At 55.0% G+C, this 13,716-nt stretch carries 13 protein-coding genes and 1 pseudogene; 5 read left to right on the top strand and 9 right to left on the bottom strand.

Features of this window, described 5'->3' with window-relative positions; translation table 11 throughout:
• Positions 1-4: 4 nt before the first annotated feature.
• Positions 5-3,052: a formate dehydrogenase-N subunit alpha gene (fdnG, locus tag RTM06_RS02760; protein ID WP_312179788.1), complete on the bottom strand. Its 3,048-nt coding sequence runs from the start codon at positions 3,050-3,052 to the stop codon at positions 5-7.
• A 170-nt stretch (positions 3,053-3,222) separates the two neighbouring features.
• Here fdnG and fdhD point away from each other — a divergent pair, with 170 nt between their 5' ends.
• A complete protein-coding gene (fdhD, locus tag RTM06_RS02755) occupies positions 3,223-4,014 on the top strand; it encodes a formate dehydrogenase accessory sulfurtransferase FdhD (RefSeq protein WP_312179786.1) in 792 nt (263 codons plus the stop codon).
• On the opposite strand, the gene RTM06_RS02750 is transcribed toward fdhD, so the two are convergent.
• Positions 4,011-4,787: a DeoR/GlpR family DNA-binding transcription regulator gene (locus tag RTM06_RS02750; protein WP_293795612.1), complete on the bottom strand. Its 777-nt coding sequence runs from the start codon at positions 4,785-4,787 to the stop codon at positions 4,011-4,013. The two genes, fdhD and RTM06_RS02750, sit on opposite strands and share 4 nt — an antisense overlap.
• A 174-nt stretch (positions 4,788-4,961) precedes the next feature.
• On the opposite strand from RTM06_RS02750, the gene RTM06_RS02745 reads away from it, so the two are divergent.
• Complete coding sequence (locus RTM06_RS02745) at positions 4,962-6,302, top strand: aspartate aminotransferase family protein (RefSeq protein ID WP_293795614.1); 1,341 nt, start codon at positions 4,962-4,964, stop codon at positions 6,300-6,302.
• A 65-nt stretch (positions 6,303-6,367) separates the two neighbouring features.
• Here the strand turns inward: RTM06_RS02745 and alsE are convergent, their stop codons facing one another.
• The 4 genes from alsE to RTM06_RS02725 are packed head-to-tail and all read right to left on the bottom strand — an operon-like array spanning position 6,368 to position 9,125.
• Positions 6,368-7,045: a D-allulose 6-phosphate 3-epimerase gene (gene alsE / locus RTM06_RS02740; RefSeq protein WP_256697965.1), complete on the bottom strand. Its 678-nt coding sequence runs from the start codon at positions 7,043-7,045 to the stop codon at positions 6,368-6,370.
• A gap of 50 nt (positions 7,046-7,095) precedes the next feature.
• On the bottom strand, positions 7,096-8,355 hold the full coding sequence (locus RTM06_RS02735) for a PTS ascorbate transporter subunit IIC (RefSeq protein ID WP_061719314.1): 1,260 nt from the start codon (positions 8,353-8,355) through the stop codon (positions 7,096-7,098).
• Positions 8,356-8,399: 44 nt separating this feature from the next.
• Complete coding sequence (locus RTM06_RS02730; RefSeq protein WP_008104674.1) at positions 8,400-8,666, bottom strand: PTS sugar transporter subunit IIB; 267 nt, start codon at positions 8,664-8,666, stop codon at positions 8,400-8,402.
• Between the two features lie 15 nt (positions 8,667-8,681).
• A complete protein-coding gene (locus RTM06_RS02725) occupies positions 8,682-9,125 on the bottom strand; it encodes a PTS sugar transporter subunit IIA (RefSeq protein ID WP_008104669.1) in 444 nt (147 codons plus the stop codon).
• A 295-nt stretch (positions 9,126-9,420) separates the two neighbouring features.
• On the opposite strand from RTM06_RS02725, the gene RTM06_RS02720 reads away from it, so the two are divergent.
• From RTM06_RS02720 to RTM06_RS02710, 3 genes are all read left to right on the top strand, one after another.
• Positions 9,421-10,446, top strand: a complete 1,026-nt coding sequence (locus tag RTM06_RS02720) for a LacI family DNA-binding transcriptional regulator (RefSeq protein ID WP_256697967.1) — start codon at positions 9,421-9,423, stop codon at positions 10,444-10,446.
• Positions 10,447-10,606: 160 nt separating this feature from the next.
• On the top strand, positions 10,607-11,224 hold the full coding sequence (gene sodA / locus RTM06_RS02715; RefSeq protein WP_293795621.1) for a superoxide dismutase [Mn]: 618 nt from the start codon (positions 10,607-10,609) through the stop codon (positions 11,222-11,224).
• Between the two features lie 187 nt (positions 11,225-11,411).
• Positions 11,412-12,374, top strand: coding sequence for a VirK/YbjX family protein (locus RTM06_RS02710; protein WP_256697969.1), 963 nt, complete (start codon positions 11,412-11,414; stop codon positions 12,372-12,374).
• A 7-nt stretch (positions 12,375-12,381) separates the two neighbouring features.
• Here RTM06_RS02710 and RTM06_RS02705 read toward each other — a convergent pair whose 3' ends face one another.
• The 3 genes and pseudogenes from RTM06_RS02705 to RTM06_RS02695 all read right to left on the bottom strand — a co-directional run.
• The gene (locus RTM06_RS02705; RefSeq protein ID WP_008104662.1) at positions 12,382-12,744 is read right to left on the bottom strand and encodes a YibL family ribosome-associated protein; all 363 of its coding nucleotides are present in this window, start codon (positions 12,742-12,744) and stop codon (positions 12,382-12,384) included.
• Between the two features lie 104 nt (positions 12,745-12,848).
• On the bottom strand, positions 12,849-13,394 hold the full coding sequence (gene mtlR / locus RTM06_RS02700; RefSeq protein ID WP_256697970.1) for a mannitol operon repressor MtlR: 546 nt from the start codon (positions 13,392-13,394) through the stop codon (positions 12,849-12,851).
• A 60-nt stretch (positions 13,395-13,454) separates the two neighbouring features.
• Positions 13,455-13,716 (bottom strand): annotated as a pseudogene (locus tag RTM06_RS02695) (mannitol-1-phosphate 5-dehydrogenase); the annotation flags it as partial.

Raw genomic sequence — 13,716 nt, 5'->3', positions numbered from 1 at the left:
CTCCTTACACCTTCTCGACGTTGACCAGGAACGCCTTAAATTCTGGCGTCTGCGTGTTGGCATCACCGACAAACGGCGTCAGGGTGTTGGCGATAAAGCCTTTTTTCGCCACGCCCTGATAACCCCAGTGAATCGGAATGCCAATGGTATCGACGATTTTGCCGTCGACGTTGAGTGGACGGATGCGCTTGGTGACCACCGCTTTGGCTTTGATGTAGCCGCGATTGGAGCTCACTTTCACCGTATCGCCCTGCGCGATGCCGAGCTTGTTGGCCAGCTTCTCGCCGATTTCGATAAACTGTTCCGGCTGCGCGATGGCATTGAGCCGCGCGTGTTTGGTCCAGTAATGGAAATGCTCGGTGAGGCGATAAGTGGTGCCGACATACGGGAACTGCTCCGCCTGGCCCATCGATGCCAAATCGTCCTTGAACACGCGCGCCGCCGGGTTGGATACCACGTTCGGATGCAGCGGGTTAGTACTAATCGGCGTTTCAAACGGCTCGTAGTGTTCCGGGAACGGACCTTCAGCCATTTTGTCGAGCGCAAACAGGCGGCCCATGCCTTCCGGCTGCATGATGAACGGCCCAACATCGCTGCCTGGTGCGGCGGCGCTGTAATCCGGCACATCCATGCCGCCCCATTTCGCGCCATCCCATTTCAGGATTTGGCGTTTCGGATCCCACGGATTGCCTTGCGGGTCAGCCGAGGCGCGGTTGTAGAGAATGCGGCGATTCAGCGGCCATGCCCAACTCCAGTTCAACGTGTTGCCCAAACCGGTGGGATCGGTGTTGTCGCGGCGCGCCATTTGGTTACCGTCCGGCGTCCAGCTGCCGGCGAAAATCCAGCAACCGCTGCTGGTGCTGCCGTCATCTTTCAGATGGGCAAAGGTGCTGAGCTGTTGGCCTTTTTTCACCAACAACGTGCCTTTGTCATCGTACACATCGGCCAGCGCTTTACCGTTGTTCTCCATCGCCACTTCTTCCGGCGCTGGATTTTCTGGCGTCAGGTAGTTCCAGCTCATGTTCAGCACTTGCTCAGGCAGCGCGCCGCCTTCACTGGCGTACATTTTGCGCAGGCGTGAATAGATGCCGGAAAGGATTTCACCGTCATTCAGCGCTTCGCCCGGTGCATCCTGACCTTTCCAGTGCCACTGCAGCCAGCGTCCCGAGTTGACGATCGAACCGTTCTCTTCAGCGAAGCAGGTGGAGGGCAAACGGAACACTTCGGTCTGAATTTTTGACGGATCAACATCGTTAAACTCGTCGTGATTCTCCCAGAAGGTAGCGGTTTCGGTGTTGAGCGGGTCGATGGTGACCAGGAACTTCAGCTTCGACAGTGAATCAATCACTTTGCGCTTGTTCGGGAACGACGCCACCGGATTAAAGCCCTGGCACAGATAGCCGTTAACCTTGCCTTGCGACATCATCTCGAAGTACTGCAACACGTCGTAGCCTTTATCCCACTTCGGCAACCAGTCGAAGCCCCAGTTGTTCTCTTTCTGGGCTTTGTCGCCGAAGAAGGCTTTCATCTGGCTGACAAAGAATTTCGGGTAGTTGCTCCAGTAGTTCACCTGGCCCGGCAGCAGCGCTTTTGGCGTGTTGGCGGCGAGATAACTCTGCAGATCGGTTTGTTTCTCCGACGGCAAAGTCATGTAACCAGGCAAACTCTGCGACAGCAAACCGAGATCGGTCAGGCCCTGAATATTCGAGTGGCCGCGCAGCGCATTAATGCCGCCGCCAATCATGCCCATGTTGCCGAGCAGCAGCTGAATCATCGCCATGGTGCGGATGTTCTGCGCACCAACCGAGTGCTGCGTCCAGCCGAGCGCATAAAGGAACGAAGTGGTGCGATCGCGCGCGCTGGTTTCGCCCAGCAGTTCGCAGACATGCAGGAAGTCAGCTTTTGGCGTGCCGCAAATGCGCTCAACGATTTCTGGCGTGTAGCGGCTAACGTGTTGCTTGAGCAGGTTCCACACGCAGCGCGGGTGCGTCAGCGTGGTATCGCGTTTAGCAAAGCCGTCATCGCCCAACTCGTAGTTCCAGCTGGTTTTGTCGTACTTGCGATTCGCTTCGTCGTAGCCGCTGAACAAGCCATCTTCAAAATGATAATCCTCACGCACAATCAGGCTGGCGTTGGTGTACGCCTCCACATATTCACGCTGGATTTTTTCGTTTTGCAGCAGCCACAGCAGTACGCCCGACAGGAAAGTGATGTCGGTGCCCGAACGGATCGGCGTATAGAAATCGGCTACCGATGCGGTTCGCGTGAAGCGCGGATCGATAACAATGATTTTGGCTTTGTTGTGAATCTTGGCTTCCATCGCCCAGCGGAATCCCACGGGATGCGCTTCCGCGGCGTTCCCGCCCATCACAACGATCAGATTGGCATTACGGATGTCGACCCAGTGATTGGTCATCGCACCGCGACCAAATGTTGGAGCAAGACTTGCTACCGTTGGTCCGTGTCAAACGCGTGCCTGGTTGTCGACCGCTAACATGCCGAGCGATCGGGTAAATTTCTGGGTTAAGTAACCGGTTTCGTTGCTGGATGCCGAAGCACACAACATGCCGGTGGAGAGCCAACGGTTTACCGTCACGCCGGCGGCGTTTTGCGCCACGAAGTTAGCGTCGCGGTCGGCTTTCATCAACTTCGCGATGCGATCAAAGGCATCGTCCCAGCTAATGCGCTGCCATTTATTTGAGCCAGGCGCGCGGTATTCCGGATATTGCAGGCGACTTTCACTGTGGATGAAGTCGAGCAGGCCTGCGCCTTTCGGGCACAATGCACCGCGGCTCACCGGATGATCCGGATCCCCTTCGATGTGGAAAATGGTCTCTTTGGCGTTTTTCGCGCCGTCACCGAGGCTGTACATTAACAAGCCACAGCCGACTGAGCAGTAAGTGCAGGTGTTACGGGTCTCGCGCGCGCGCAGCAGTTTGTACTGCCGCGTTTCCGCCAGCGCTACCTCTGGCGCAAAGCCGAGCAGCGCTGCCGTTGTCCCTGCCATACCGCCAGCACACACCTTGAAGAATTTTCTTCGGCTGACGTTCATGGATTATCCTTACAACATGATTGATTGTACTTTTGCGGTGCAGTGGATCGGGCGTCACAATAACCCGACGAATATTGCGGCAATAGCGACCTAATAATACCACTACTTTAGTAAGGTTGTTGTATGAGGCGAAAAAAGTGACAGAGAATGAGCAGGAAAGTCATATTAATGTGAATAAGATCTCAGGCGCGGTGCAGGCGCAGGTCCATCAGCGGCGTGATATCAGCCTCGCGGAAACTGACTGGCTGGCCGAGGAAGTGCCGGTGGCGCTGGTCTACAACGGCATTTCACACGTTGTGATGATGGCGACACCCAATGATTTGGAAGCTTTTGCGTTAGGTTTCTCGCTCTCGGAAGGCATTATTGCGCGCCCGGATGAAATCTTCGGCATCGATGTGGTGCCGGGCTGTAACGGTGTTGAAGTGCAGATTGAGCTCTCCAGCCGCCGCTTTATGGCGCTGAAAGAGCAGCGTCGTGCGATGGCCGGACGCACCGGCTGCGGCGTATGTGGCGTCGAGCAACTTGATCAAATTGGTAAGCCGCTAAAGCCGCTGCCATTCAGCCAAACCTTTGATTTAGCAAACCTTGATACAGGCCTGGCGCAGCTGCGCGATTACCAGCCGATCGGCAATCTCACCGGCTGCACGCATGCGGCGGCGTGGATGTCACCGCAAGGCGAATTGCAGGGCGGCTATGAAGATGTCGGTCGCCACGTTGCGCTGGATAAATTGCTGGGAAATCGCAGCCAGCAGCCGTGGCAGCAGGGCGCGGTGCTGGTTTCCAGCCGCGCCAGCTATGAGATGGTGCAGAAATCCGCCATGTGCGGTGTGGAGATACTGTTTGCGGTTTCGGCGGCGACGCAGCTCGCCGTTGAGGTGGCTGAACGCTGTAATCTCACGCTGGTCGGTTTCAGTAAACCGGGCCGCGCCACGGTTTACAGCCATCCGCAGCGCCTGCGTTAAACCACCTGCACCTGCGGCAACGCCTGTTGCAGCGCTGCCAGCGCGCCAGGTTTTGCCGCGCCGCTGTCGCAAATCAGCAGATCAACTTCCGCAATCGGCGCGTAAACGGTGCGGCTGATCACGCCGAGTTTGCTGTGATCCGCCAGTAAAATGGTGCGATTCGCCTGCTGCACCATGGCGCGGGCCATCGCCGCTTCATGGGGATGAAAGCTGCTGGCTCCGTTTTTAGCATCGATGCCGACCGGCGAAAGCAGCGCCACATCAGCGTGATAACGATAAATTTCACCGATCGTCATCTCACCGCGCGTTTGCTGCGCGCCCGCCATCATCATGCCGCCAAGCAAAATCACCTGATTATTCAACGTCTCATGCTCTTCCGCTGCGCTCAGCGCCAGCGCGGCCTGCAAACTGTTGGTGATGATGGTTAAACCCGACATGCTGCGCAGCTGTTCGGCCAGCATGGTGGTGGTGGTGCCGGCATCGAGGAACAGCGTTTGGCCGGGCTGAAGATGCTGCGCGGCAGCAACCGCAATCGCGCGTTTCTCTTTCGCCTGCGCGTTGCGGCGCACCTGTAATGGCGGTTCCGGCTGGCTATCGACGGCAACCAAACCACCATGTACACGCCGCGCCAATCCCTGCGCTTCCAGTTCAATGATGTCGCGCCGCGCGGTTTCGCGCGAAATGCCAAGCTCGTTGATGATGCGTTCGGTGCTGAGCTGATGTTGCGTGGTCAGCAGCGCGCGAATGCGGTGTAAGCGGGTTTCCTGCAGCATGACTTTTCCCTGTGGCGTGTTCAACCTGGGCCTAAGCTTACCTGAGTGTCATGATGCCGTCATGTGTATTTGGTTGTATTTGTGTATTTGGTTGCATTTGTCGCCAAAGCAGGCATGATATTGGCAAACGGCGATTTCGCATGTACCCCTTTCACCTTCGCAACGGGAGTTACCATGGCTACACGTTCTACCATCATGGATACCAACAGTTTTCGTGCTGAGCACGCCGACGGGCTGGATGCGGCAACCCGCAAGCTCACCGACAAGCGCAGCAAAGTGTTGGGCGAGTCGTATCGCCTGTTTTACCGCAAGCCGGTGCACTTGGTGCGCGGCGAAGGGCAGTATGTGTGGGATGCCGCCGGTGATAAATATCTTGATGTGTACAACAACGTGGCGAGCATTGGTCACTGCCATCCGGCGGTGATTGAGGCGGTGAATCAGCAAATGAAGATGCTGAATACCCACACGCGCTATCTGCACGAACGTATTCTCGATTACACCGAAGAGCTGCTGGCGACCACGCCGGATGCCATCGATCGCGCCATGTATATGTGTACCGGTTCGGAAGCCAACGATTTGGCGATCCGCGTGGCGCGTGCTTTCAGCGGCGGCACCGGCATTATTGTGTCGCAGGAGGCGTATCACGGCACCAGCGATCTTACGTCAGGCGTGTCACCCGCGCTCGGCAGCGGACAGCCGCTGGCGGCAACCACGCGTCTGGTTTCACCGCCGGATGCTTATCGCGTGAATGCGCCGGATCTCGGCGAGTGGTTTGCCAATGAAATCCAAAAGCAGATCGACGATATGAAAGCGCACGGCATTAAGTTTGCCGGCTTCCTCGCTGACTCCATCTTCTCTTCCGATGGCGTATTGCCGAACCCGCGCGGCTTCCTGCAAAAAGCGGTCGATGTGGTGCATGCCAACGGCGGGATTTTCATCGCCGATGAAGTGCAGCCGGGCTTTGGCCGTACCGGCGATGCGTTCTGGGGCTTTGCGCGTCACGGCGTGGTGCCCGATGTGATTACCACCGGCAAGCCAATGGGCAACGGCATTCCGGTTTCAGGTTTGCTGGCGAAAAGCGATGTGCTTGCCGCGTTCAGCGATGAAATTCCTTACTTCAACACCTTTGGCGGTAATCCGGTGGCGATGGCCGCCGCGCAAGCGGTGTTGACGGTGATTAAGGAAGAGGGCTTGCAGGAGCACAGCCGCGTGGTGGGCGCAAAACTATTAGGTGAATTGCAGAAACTGATGGATCGCCATGATTCGATTGGCGATGTGCGCGGTGCAGGTCTGTTTATTGGTTTCGAACTGGTGCAGGACCGCGCCAGCAAAGCGCCGGACAAAACGCTGGCGCTGGATTTGATCGAAAAACTGCGCGAACACCGCGTGCTGACGTCAGTGGCGGGGCCTTACGGCAACGTGCTGAAACTGCGTCCGCCGTTGGCGTTCCAGGAAGCGGATATCGACTGGCTGGTGGGCGCGCTGGATAAGTCGTTGAGTGAGTTGGGGCGGTAAAACGGTCGCTGTGGATAGGGTGCGGTAATGAATGAGGTCGCCACGAATGGCGACCCTACGAGGTATCACGCTGCGGTTTCCTCGGCGAAAATGCTCTCCATCTTCTGCCACGCCTGCGCCACATCGTCATCCAGATTAAACAATCCTGACGTACCGACAATAAACACATCGACGCCGGAAGCGGCGATTTGTTTAAAGGTGCGCGCATTGCACGAACCATCAATTTCGGTCAGATAGTGATAACCGTGCTCCTCGCGCATGGCGATCAGCTGGCGAATCTTATTCAACGTTTCCGGAATAAACGTCTGGCCGGCGAAGCCCGGATCCACCGACATCACCGTCACTTTATCCAGCAGATGCGCATATTCACGAATACTTTCTGCCGGTGTAGCCGGATTTAACACCACGCCGCAGCGACGGCCCGCGTCTTTAATCTGCGTCAGCAAGCGGAAGATTTTATTGTTGGCGGTTTCCGGGTGGAAGCTAATAATATCGGCGCCCGCCTCAATGCACATCGGAATAATGTCTTCCGGATGATTCACCATTAAATGCACGTCAATCGGCACATCGGTAATTTTACGCAGGTTCTCAATAAAGAATGGCGACAGCGTAATATTCTTCACGTAGCTGCCATCCATAATATCGACATGATAAAAGGCGGCGGTGCTATTCATCGCTTCGACCTGCTCGCGGAAGCGCGTGAGATCCATGCACATTAAGGAGGGGGAAAATTTGGCTTGCATAACTTATTTCCTCATTACAAAAACAGCGCCCGCAGGCGCTGTTGATGACATCAATGGAAGAACGAAATAATGTGGCCGAGCACGATACCGACAATGCCGAAGTCAGCATCGCCGAAGGTGGTGGAAGCAAAGCCGAGGTCGCCCATCAGCGGCAGCAGAATCGCTGGCAGGAAGGAGATCAGCAGGCCTTGCACAAATGCGCCAATCACTGCGCCACGACGTCCGCCGGTGATATTGCCGTAGACGCCCGCAGTTGCACCGCAGAAGAAGTGCGGCACCAAACCCGGAACGATGACGCTCAGGCCAAACAGCGGGCACAAGAACATGCTGATCAAACCGGCGGAGAAGCTCGACAGGAAGCCGATGATCACCGCGTTTGGTGCGAACGGGAATACGGTTGGGCAATCCAGCGCCGGTTTGGCGTTGGGTACCAGCTTATCGGCGATGCCTTTAAAGGCCGGCACGATCTCCGCAATCACCATACGCACACCGGCGAGGATGATGTAGACGCCAGCAGCAAAGGTAATCGACTGAATGATGGCGAACACAATGTAGTTCTGGCCGCCACTGATGCTTTCGGTGAACGCTTTGCCCGCAACCAGAACCAACGCGATAAACAGAATCATCATGGTCAGCGAAATCGCTACCGATGAGTCGCGCAGGAAGTTGAGGGTTTTCGGCACCTTGAGCTCTTCAATCGATGGGCTGCCTTTACCGACCACTTTGCCGACCAACGCGGAGAGCAGATAACCGGTTGAGCCAAAGTGGCCGAGCGCCAGATCGTCCGAATTGGTGATTTTGCGGGTGAACGGCTGCAGAATCGCCGGGCAAACCACCATCATGGTGCCGAGAATCAGCGAACCAATCAGCACCAGCCAGAAGCCGTGTATGCCGCCTACCGATAGAATCACCGCCAGCATCGCCGACATATATAGCGTGTGGTGACCGGTCAGGAAGATGTATTTCAGCGGTGTAATGCGTGCCAGCAAGATGTTCACCAGCATACCGAACACCATGATCATGGCGGTTTCGGTGCCGTAGCTCTTCTGCGCCAGCGCCGCCATTGCATCGGTGTTGGGTACCACGCCCTGAATATTAAACGAGTGCTCAAACAGCTGGCTGAAGATGGTTAATGTGGCCGCAATTAAATTGGCCCCGGCGATGAGAATAACAAAACCCATGATGGTTTTAAGCGTACCGGAAATAACATCAGAAACCGGTTTCTTTTGCAGTAATAAACCAAACAGGGAAAAAAGGCCGACAAGTATTGCGGGTGTTCCAAGAACATCCTTTATAATAAATTGCAGCATAACCTACTCCGTATTAAGTAGCGTGTACTTGCCTTACAAGGTTATTAAATGTTTTCAGCGATTATTTCTTTGATTTTTGCATTATCCAGCAGGTTAGTCAGGCCAACGACTTTCGCGCTGTGTCCAGCTAATTGATCGGCAATATCTTTCGCGGCAATAATTAAATCAGCCTGTTCAGATTTCGCTGAGGTTAAATCGGTGTGGCCCACTTCGGCTTCTTTACCCAATTCCGCCACAATCTTCTTCACGTTCATTTCAACAATGAAGCTGCTGCCTAAACCATTTCCGCACACAATCAGCACTTTTTTCATAATAGGGTTCTCTGGTTATTTATTTTCAATGACAGCTTCAATCGCTGACAGGGTAGAAGCCGACAGCAACTGCTGCAGGCGGGATTCGTCGCTGAACACGTCGGCTAATGCGGTGATCATTTGAATATGATCGTCGCCAGACACCGCACACAGCATGATGACCACATAAACCGGATCGTTTTCATCGGCCTGAAAGCTCACGCCATTCTTCACATGCAGCAGCGACAGGCCGTTTTTGCGCGCGCCTTGTTCCGGGCGGGCATGTGGCATCGCCAGACCCGGCGCCAGCACGTAATACGGGCCGAGTTCGGCATGCGAGGTGAAGATGGCATCGAGATAAGCCGGGCTGATGGCACCAGCGGCCAGCAGCGGTTCGGCGGATAAACGCACCGCTTCCTGCCAGTCGCTAACCTGCTCTACGACACGAATATGTTGCGGTGTTAGCCATTGAGTGAGCATCAGTCATTCCTGTTTATTCGTCGATGGGGTGCAATGTAGGTTATTTTCTCAGCGGTTTTCTGTGATGATTGTCGCAAAAGTTAGCGCTAACACCGTTATTGTTAAAAAACGTGTTATCGCTAACATTTCCTTGCTGCGCGTTTGTCTTCGTTGCAAGCACCTGACATGCTCAATCATTCTGAAAAGATCGCGGGGTGAGGGATGCCCGAAACTGTGGTTTTTCACATGGCGCGTTAACAGATTTGGTTTTAAGCTGCGTCCTGGCAAAAAAGTAGCGAGTAATGCAGGAGATCGCATGACAGAAAAAAAACGGCGCGGTACCGGCAAAAGTACTTTAGCCGATGTTGCCCGTTTGGTGGGCGTAAGCACCATGACCGCATCGCGTGCGTTGCGCATGCCGGAAAAAGTGTCGCCTGAAATTCGCGCCAAAATCGATGCGGCGGTGATTGAGCTCTCCTATGTCCCGAACGTGCAGGCAAGTAATCTGGCATCGGCGACATCACGCTTGATCACCATGGTGGTACCGTCGTTTGCCACGCCGGGCAGTGCGATTGTGTCGGAAGCGCTGCAGGAAGTGCTGCGGCCGCAGGGTTATAACATGATGCTGGCGGAAGCCAATCATTCGGCTGCGGAAGAGAGCGAGCTGATCGAAATGCTGCTCTCTTATAATCCGGCGGCGATGGTGCATTTCAATTTCGATAACGCCGCCGAAGCGCATCGTCTGCTGAGCAATTCCGGGTTGCCGGTGATGGATATTGGCGGTGTGCATCCGAATTCGGCGGGGATCAGCATTGGTGTCGATTACGCCAAAGCGATTCGCCAACTGGTGCAAAGCCTGGTCGAGCGCGGTTATCGCAATCTCGGTTTGTTGTGCACGCAGAGTAATAACACCATCTTCCGCCAGCTGCTGAATGGCTGGCACAGCGGCATGCTGGCGATGAATCAGGCGCCGCATCGCGTGGTGACATCGCCGAAAATGCCAACCTTTGCCGCCGGGCACAGCTTGCTGGCAGAAATTCGGCTTACCTGGCCAGAGCTGGATGTGCTGATTTGCACCAGCGATGAAGTGGCCTGCGGTGCCATCATGGCGTGCCATGCGGCGGGGATTGCGATTCCCAGCCAGTTGGCGATTGCCAGCATCGGCGGCGGCCCGTTAGCGGCAGTGTGTTCGCCGCCGCTGACCAGCATTGTGCTGCCGTATGAAGAGATGGGGCGCACGGCGGGTAAACGTCTGCTGGCGGCGCTCAAAGGCGATGAACCGCCAGCCATCAATGAGCTGCCAGTGCAGCTTAAACTGCGCGCCAGCAGCCACAAGGTGTAGCCGTGCGTGCGCACCTTTTCCCAGATTCATCAAATCCTTATCAATTCTAAGGCATTGATAACCCTTTTACGGATCATGTTTTTAACTATAATGATCCGACTGCTTACGCGGCACGCCCAGTGAGGTGGTGCTGCAAAACACTAAAATGGAGAGGAAGAACATGAGTTATTCACTGCCATCCCTGCCGTATGCGTACGACGCACTGGAACCGCACTTCGACAAGCAGACGATGGAAATCCATCACTCTAAACACCACCAGGCCTACGTTAACAACGCTAACGCTGCGCTGGAAGGTACCGAATTCGCTGACCTGCCGGTTGAAGAACTGATCGCTAAACTGGATCAGCTGCCAGCAGACAAAAAAGGTCCACTGCGTAACAACGCAGGCGGCCACGCTAACCACAGCTTCTTCTGGAAAGGTCTGAAACTGGGCACCTCGCTGCAGGGCGACCTGAAAGCCGCCATCGAAAAAGATTTCGGTAGCGTTGAAGCTTTCCAGGCTGAGTTTGAGAAAGCCGCTACCACTCGCTTCGGTTCAGGCTGGGCGTGGCTGGTGAAAAAAGGCGACAAACTGGCTGTGGTTTCAACCGCAAACCAGGACAGCCCACTGATGGGTGAAGCGGTCGCTGGCGTTTCAGGCACTCCGATCATCGGCCTGGACGTGTGGGAACACGCTTACTACCTGAAGTATCAGAACAAACGTCCTGATTACATCAAAGCATTCTGGAACGTGGTGAACTGGGACGAAGCTGCAGCGCGTTTCGCTGCTGCGAAGTAAGTTCAGGCTAAAGCCGCAACATGAAACCGGTGATGATTTCACCGGTTTTTTTCGTCTTTTTTAAACCCTTTCTAAACGACCTGAATATTCACGCGTACGATTATTGCGCGGCGAAAGCTTATTAACCTGCCGTTGATAATTTGGGGCATATAGTAGCGACAATTTGTCTCGCTAAGCCTAAATAATCATGTCTACTATCACAACTTCTGTGACGAATAATGATTCGTCAGCGCCGCTGTTTTTGCCATTAATAAGCGGAAAGTTCAGGCCGAATAAATTATGGAATAGCGGAAGTTTTCGCGCGAAATTTGCCTTAAGGTCACTAGTCTTTCCTGTGACGACCTTTAATTATCTGCAGCAGTTAACGAAATTGTCTGCGCTACCGCAGCTGTTGACCATGCAAGGTTTGCTGCCGGCCAAGCCACATCGTCCTTATCTGCGTGCGGGATTCAGCGTGGCGCAACGTGCGCAGGCTATCATCGATCACTACACCTTGATGGAGCAGTTAGAGAATACGGCACTGCGCCAGTTGTTGCAGAGTCCGGGCGATAATTTGCTGGCCACGTTGAGCGGCAAAAACGACGAGGCGTTTGTGATTCACTGCTGTCCAGGACGTTTTGACCGTGAAGGTGAAATTACCCTGGAGCTGCATTATCAAACGCAGTTAATTGCTTCGCTCTCTTTCTCAATTATTCGCGAACAGAACAAGCGCACCTTATTAATTGGTGGATTGCAGGGACCGCGTAAACATATTTCCAACGATGTGATTCGCGATGCCACGAAAGCGGCACACGGCGTATTCCCGAAACGTTTGCTAATGGAAGCGGTATTTAATCTGGCGCAACAGTGTGGCGTTGAGGCGATCACCGCCGTTGGCGATACCACACACGTGTTCCGCAGCCTGCGCTACCGCCACAGTAAAGGCGACAAGTTTTTTGCCAGCTACAGCGAGTTTTGGTTGTCGTTGGGTGGCGTGGCGCGTACTGATGAGCTGTTTGCGTTGCCGTTACGCGCGGAGCGTAAAGATCTGGAAGAGATTGCCAGCAAGAAGCGCGCCGAGTATCGCCGTCGCTATGCCTTGCTGGACAGTCTGAATGAACAAGTTCATCAGGCGGCTGGCATCCTACGCGACGTCTCACACGCCGCGTAAGTCAAGATTAGAACGGCTGCTTGGCGTAGCCGGTCATCACTTTCAGTCCCATCTCACGTCCGAGCGCGGTCATTGGGTGTACCACCACCAGGCCGCGCACGCTTTTCTTAAATGCGCCCATGTTGGCCTGTTCTTTCTTGGTGATTTCGCGGCTAAAGCCCAGCTTCTGCAGCTGTTGCGCTTCTTTGCTCAGCTTCTCAGTGCGGACGCTGCGCAGGCGCTCAATTTCCAGCTCCAGCTTCTCTTTTTCACGCAGCAGTTCACCGAGCTTTTCGGCATCGCCAGAGGCTAGCAGCGGGGCTTCTTTGCGGTTGAGCGCATCGAGCTGATCGCTCAGCAGTTTAATCTCGGCTTTTTCTTGTTCTTTCATTGGGGGAAAACTCGTTAAGGAAAACAGGCAAAGGATACACAAATCTACGCAGTTTTGCAGCGTGGCGCGTATTCATGCTCGCCTGGTCGCCATGAATGGCGACCCTACACTGCCGGCTTTTTAAACACCTGCTTGTGCGAAATGCGTGAAATCAGCTCGGTGAGCGACAGCACCATGGTTGAACGTACCATCTGCAGATAGCGCTGCTGCTGCATGGAGCGCAGTTGCTCGTCGTCGCGGTTGAAATCCGGCTGCGGCGGCCAGGCGGCCACGCAGTGCAATTCGCCAAACGGGCCGAGGATCTCATCGTCGGTAAATCGATAATCGCTGATGTCGTGATTCAGCTCCTCACGCAGCGCCAGCAGCAGTTCACAATCTTCGTACTCATGCCGGTTGATCACGCCCAGGCCGTAAATCAGCTTGAGGCGAACCGAGAGTTCGCCCAGCGGACCATTACCCAGCAGCAGCGGCTCTACGGCATATTTGACCGCGTAATCGTCCTTGCGAAACACTTGCAGCACCAGCAGGTTAACTGCTTCGGTCAGCAGCTCAACGGCGGCGATCAGGAAGCTTCTCACCGAACGACCGGCGTTCAGGCGCTCAAGCACCCGGTTTTCAAAAGCCTGCTTCTCTTCCATCATTGCCTGCATCGTTCAGCTACCGCCAGCGGGCACGCAAGCGCGCCCGAGTTAACCACTAAAGGGCGCGCATTATGCCATAGCGTTGTAAGCGCTCACCACTGAGGTGACCACTTCGCTATTGGCATCCAGGCCAGAAATTTCCGCCAGCGTGGCTTGCGGGCCTTTTTCTGCCAGCAGCGCGACCAGTTCCTGCGCCTGCGGATCGGCTTCGCTGCGATAGTGCATGGCGGCGGCAATGCCCTGGACCAGATTGGTGTGCGGCAGGTTGTATTCAATGGTGCCCAGCGTTGGCTTGATCAGGCGATCGCCCGCGCTGAGTTTACGCAGCGGC

This window comes from Pantoea sp. CTOTU46764 (assembly GCF_031974595.1).
Lineage (GTDB): Bacteria > Pseudomonadota > Gammaproteobacteria > Enterobacterales > Enterobacteriaceae > Pantoea > Pantoea trifolii.
This window is presented reverse-complemented; position numbering and strand designations above follow the sequence as displayed.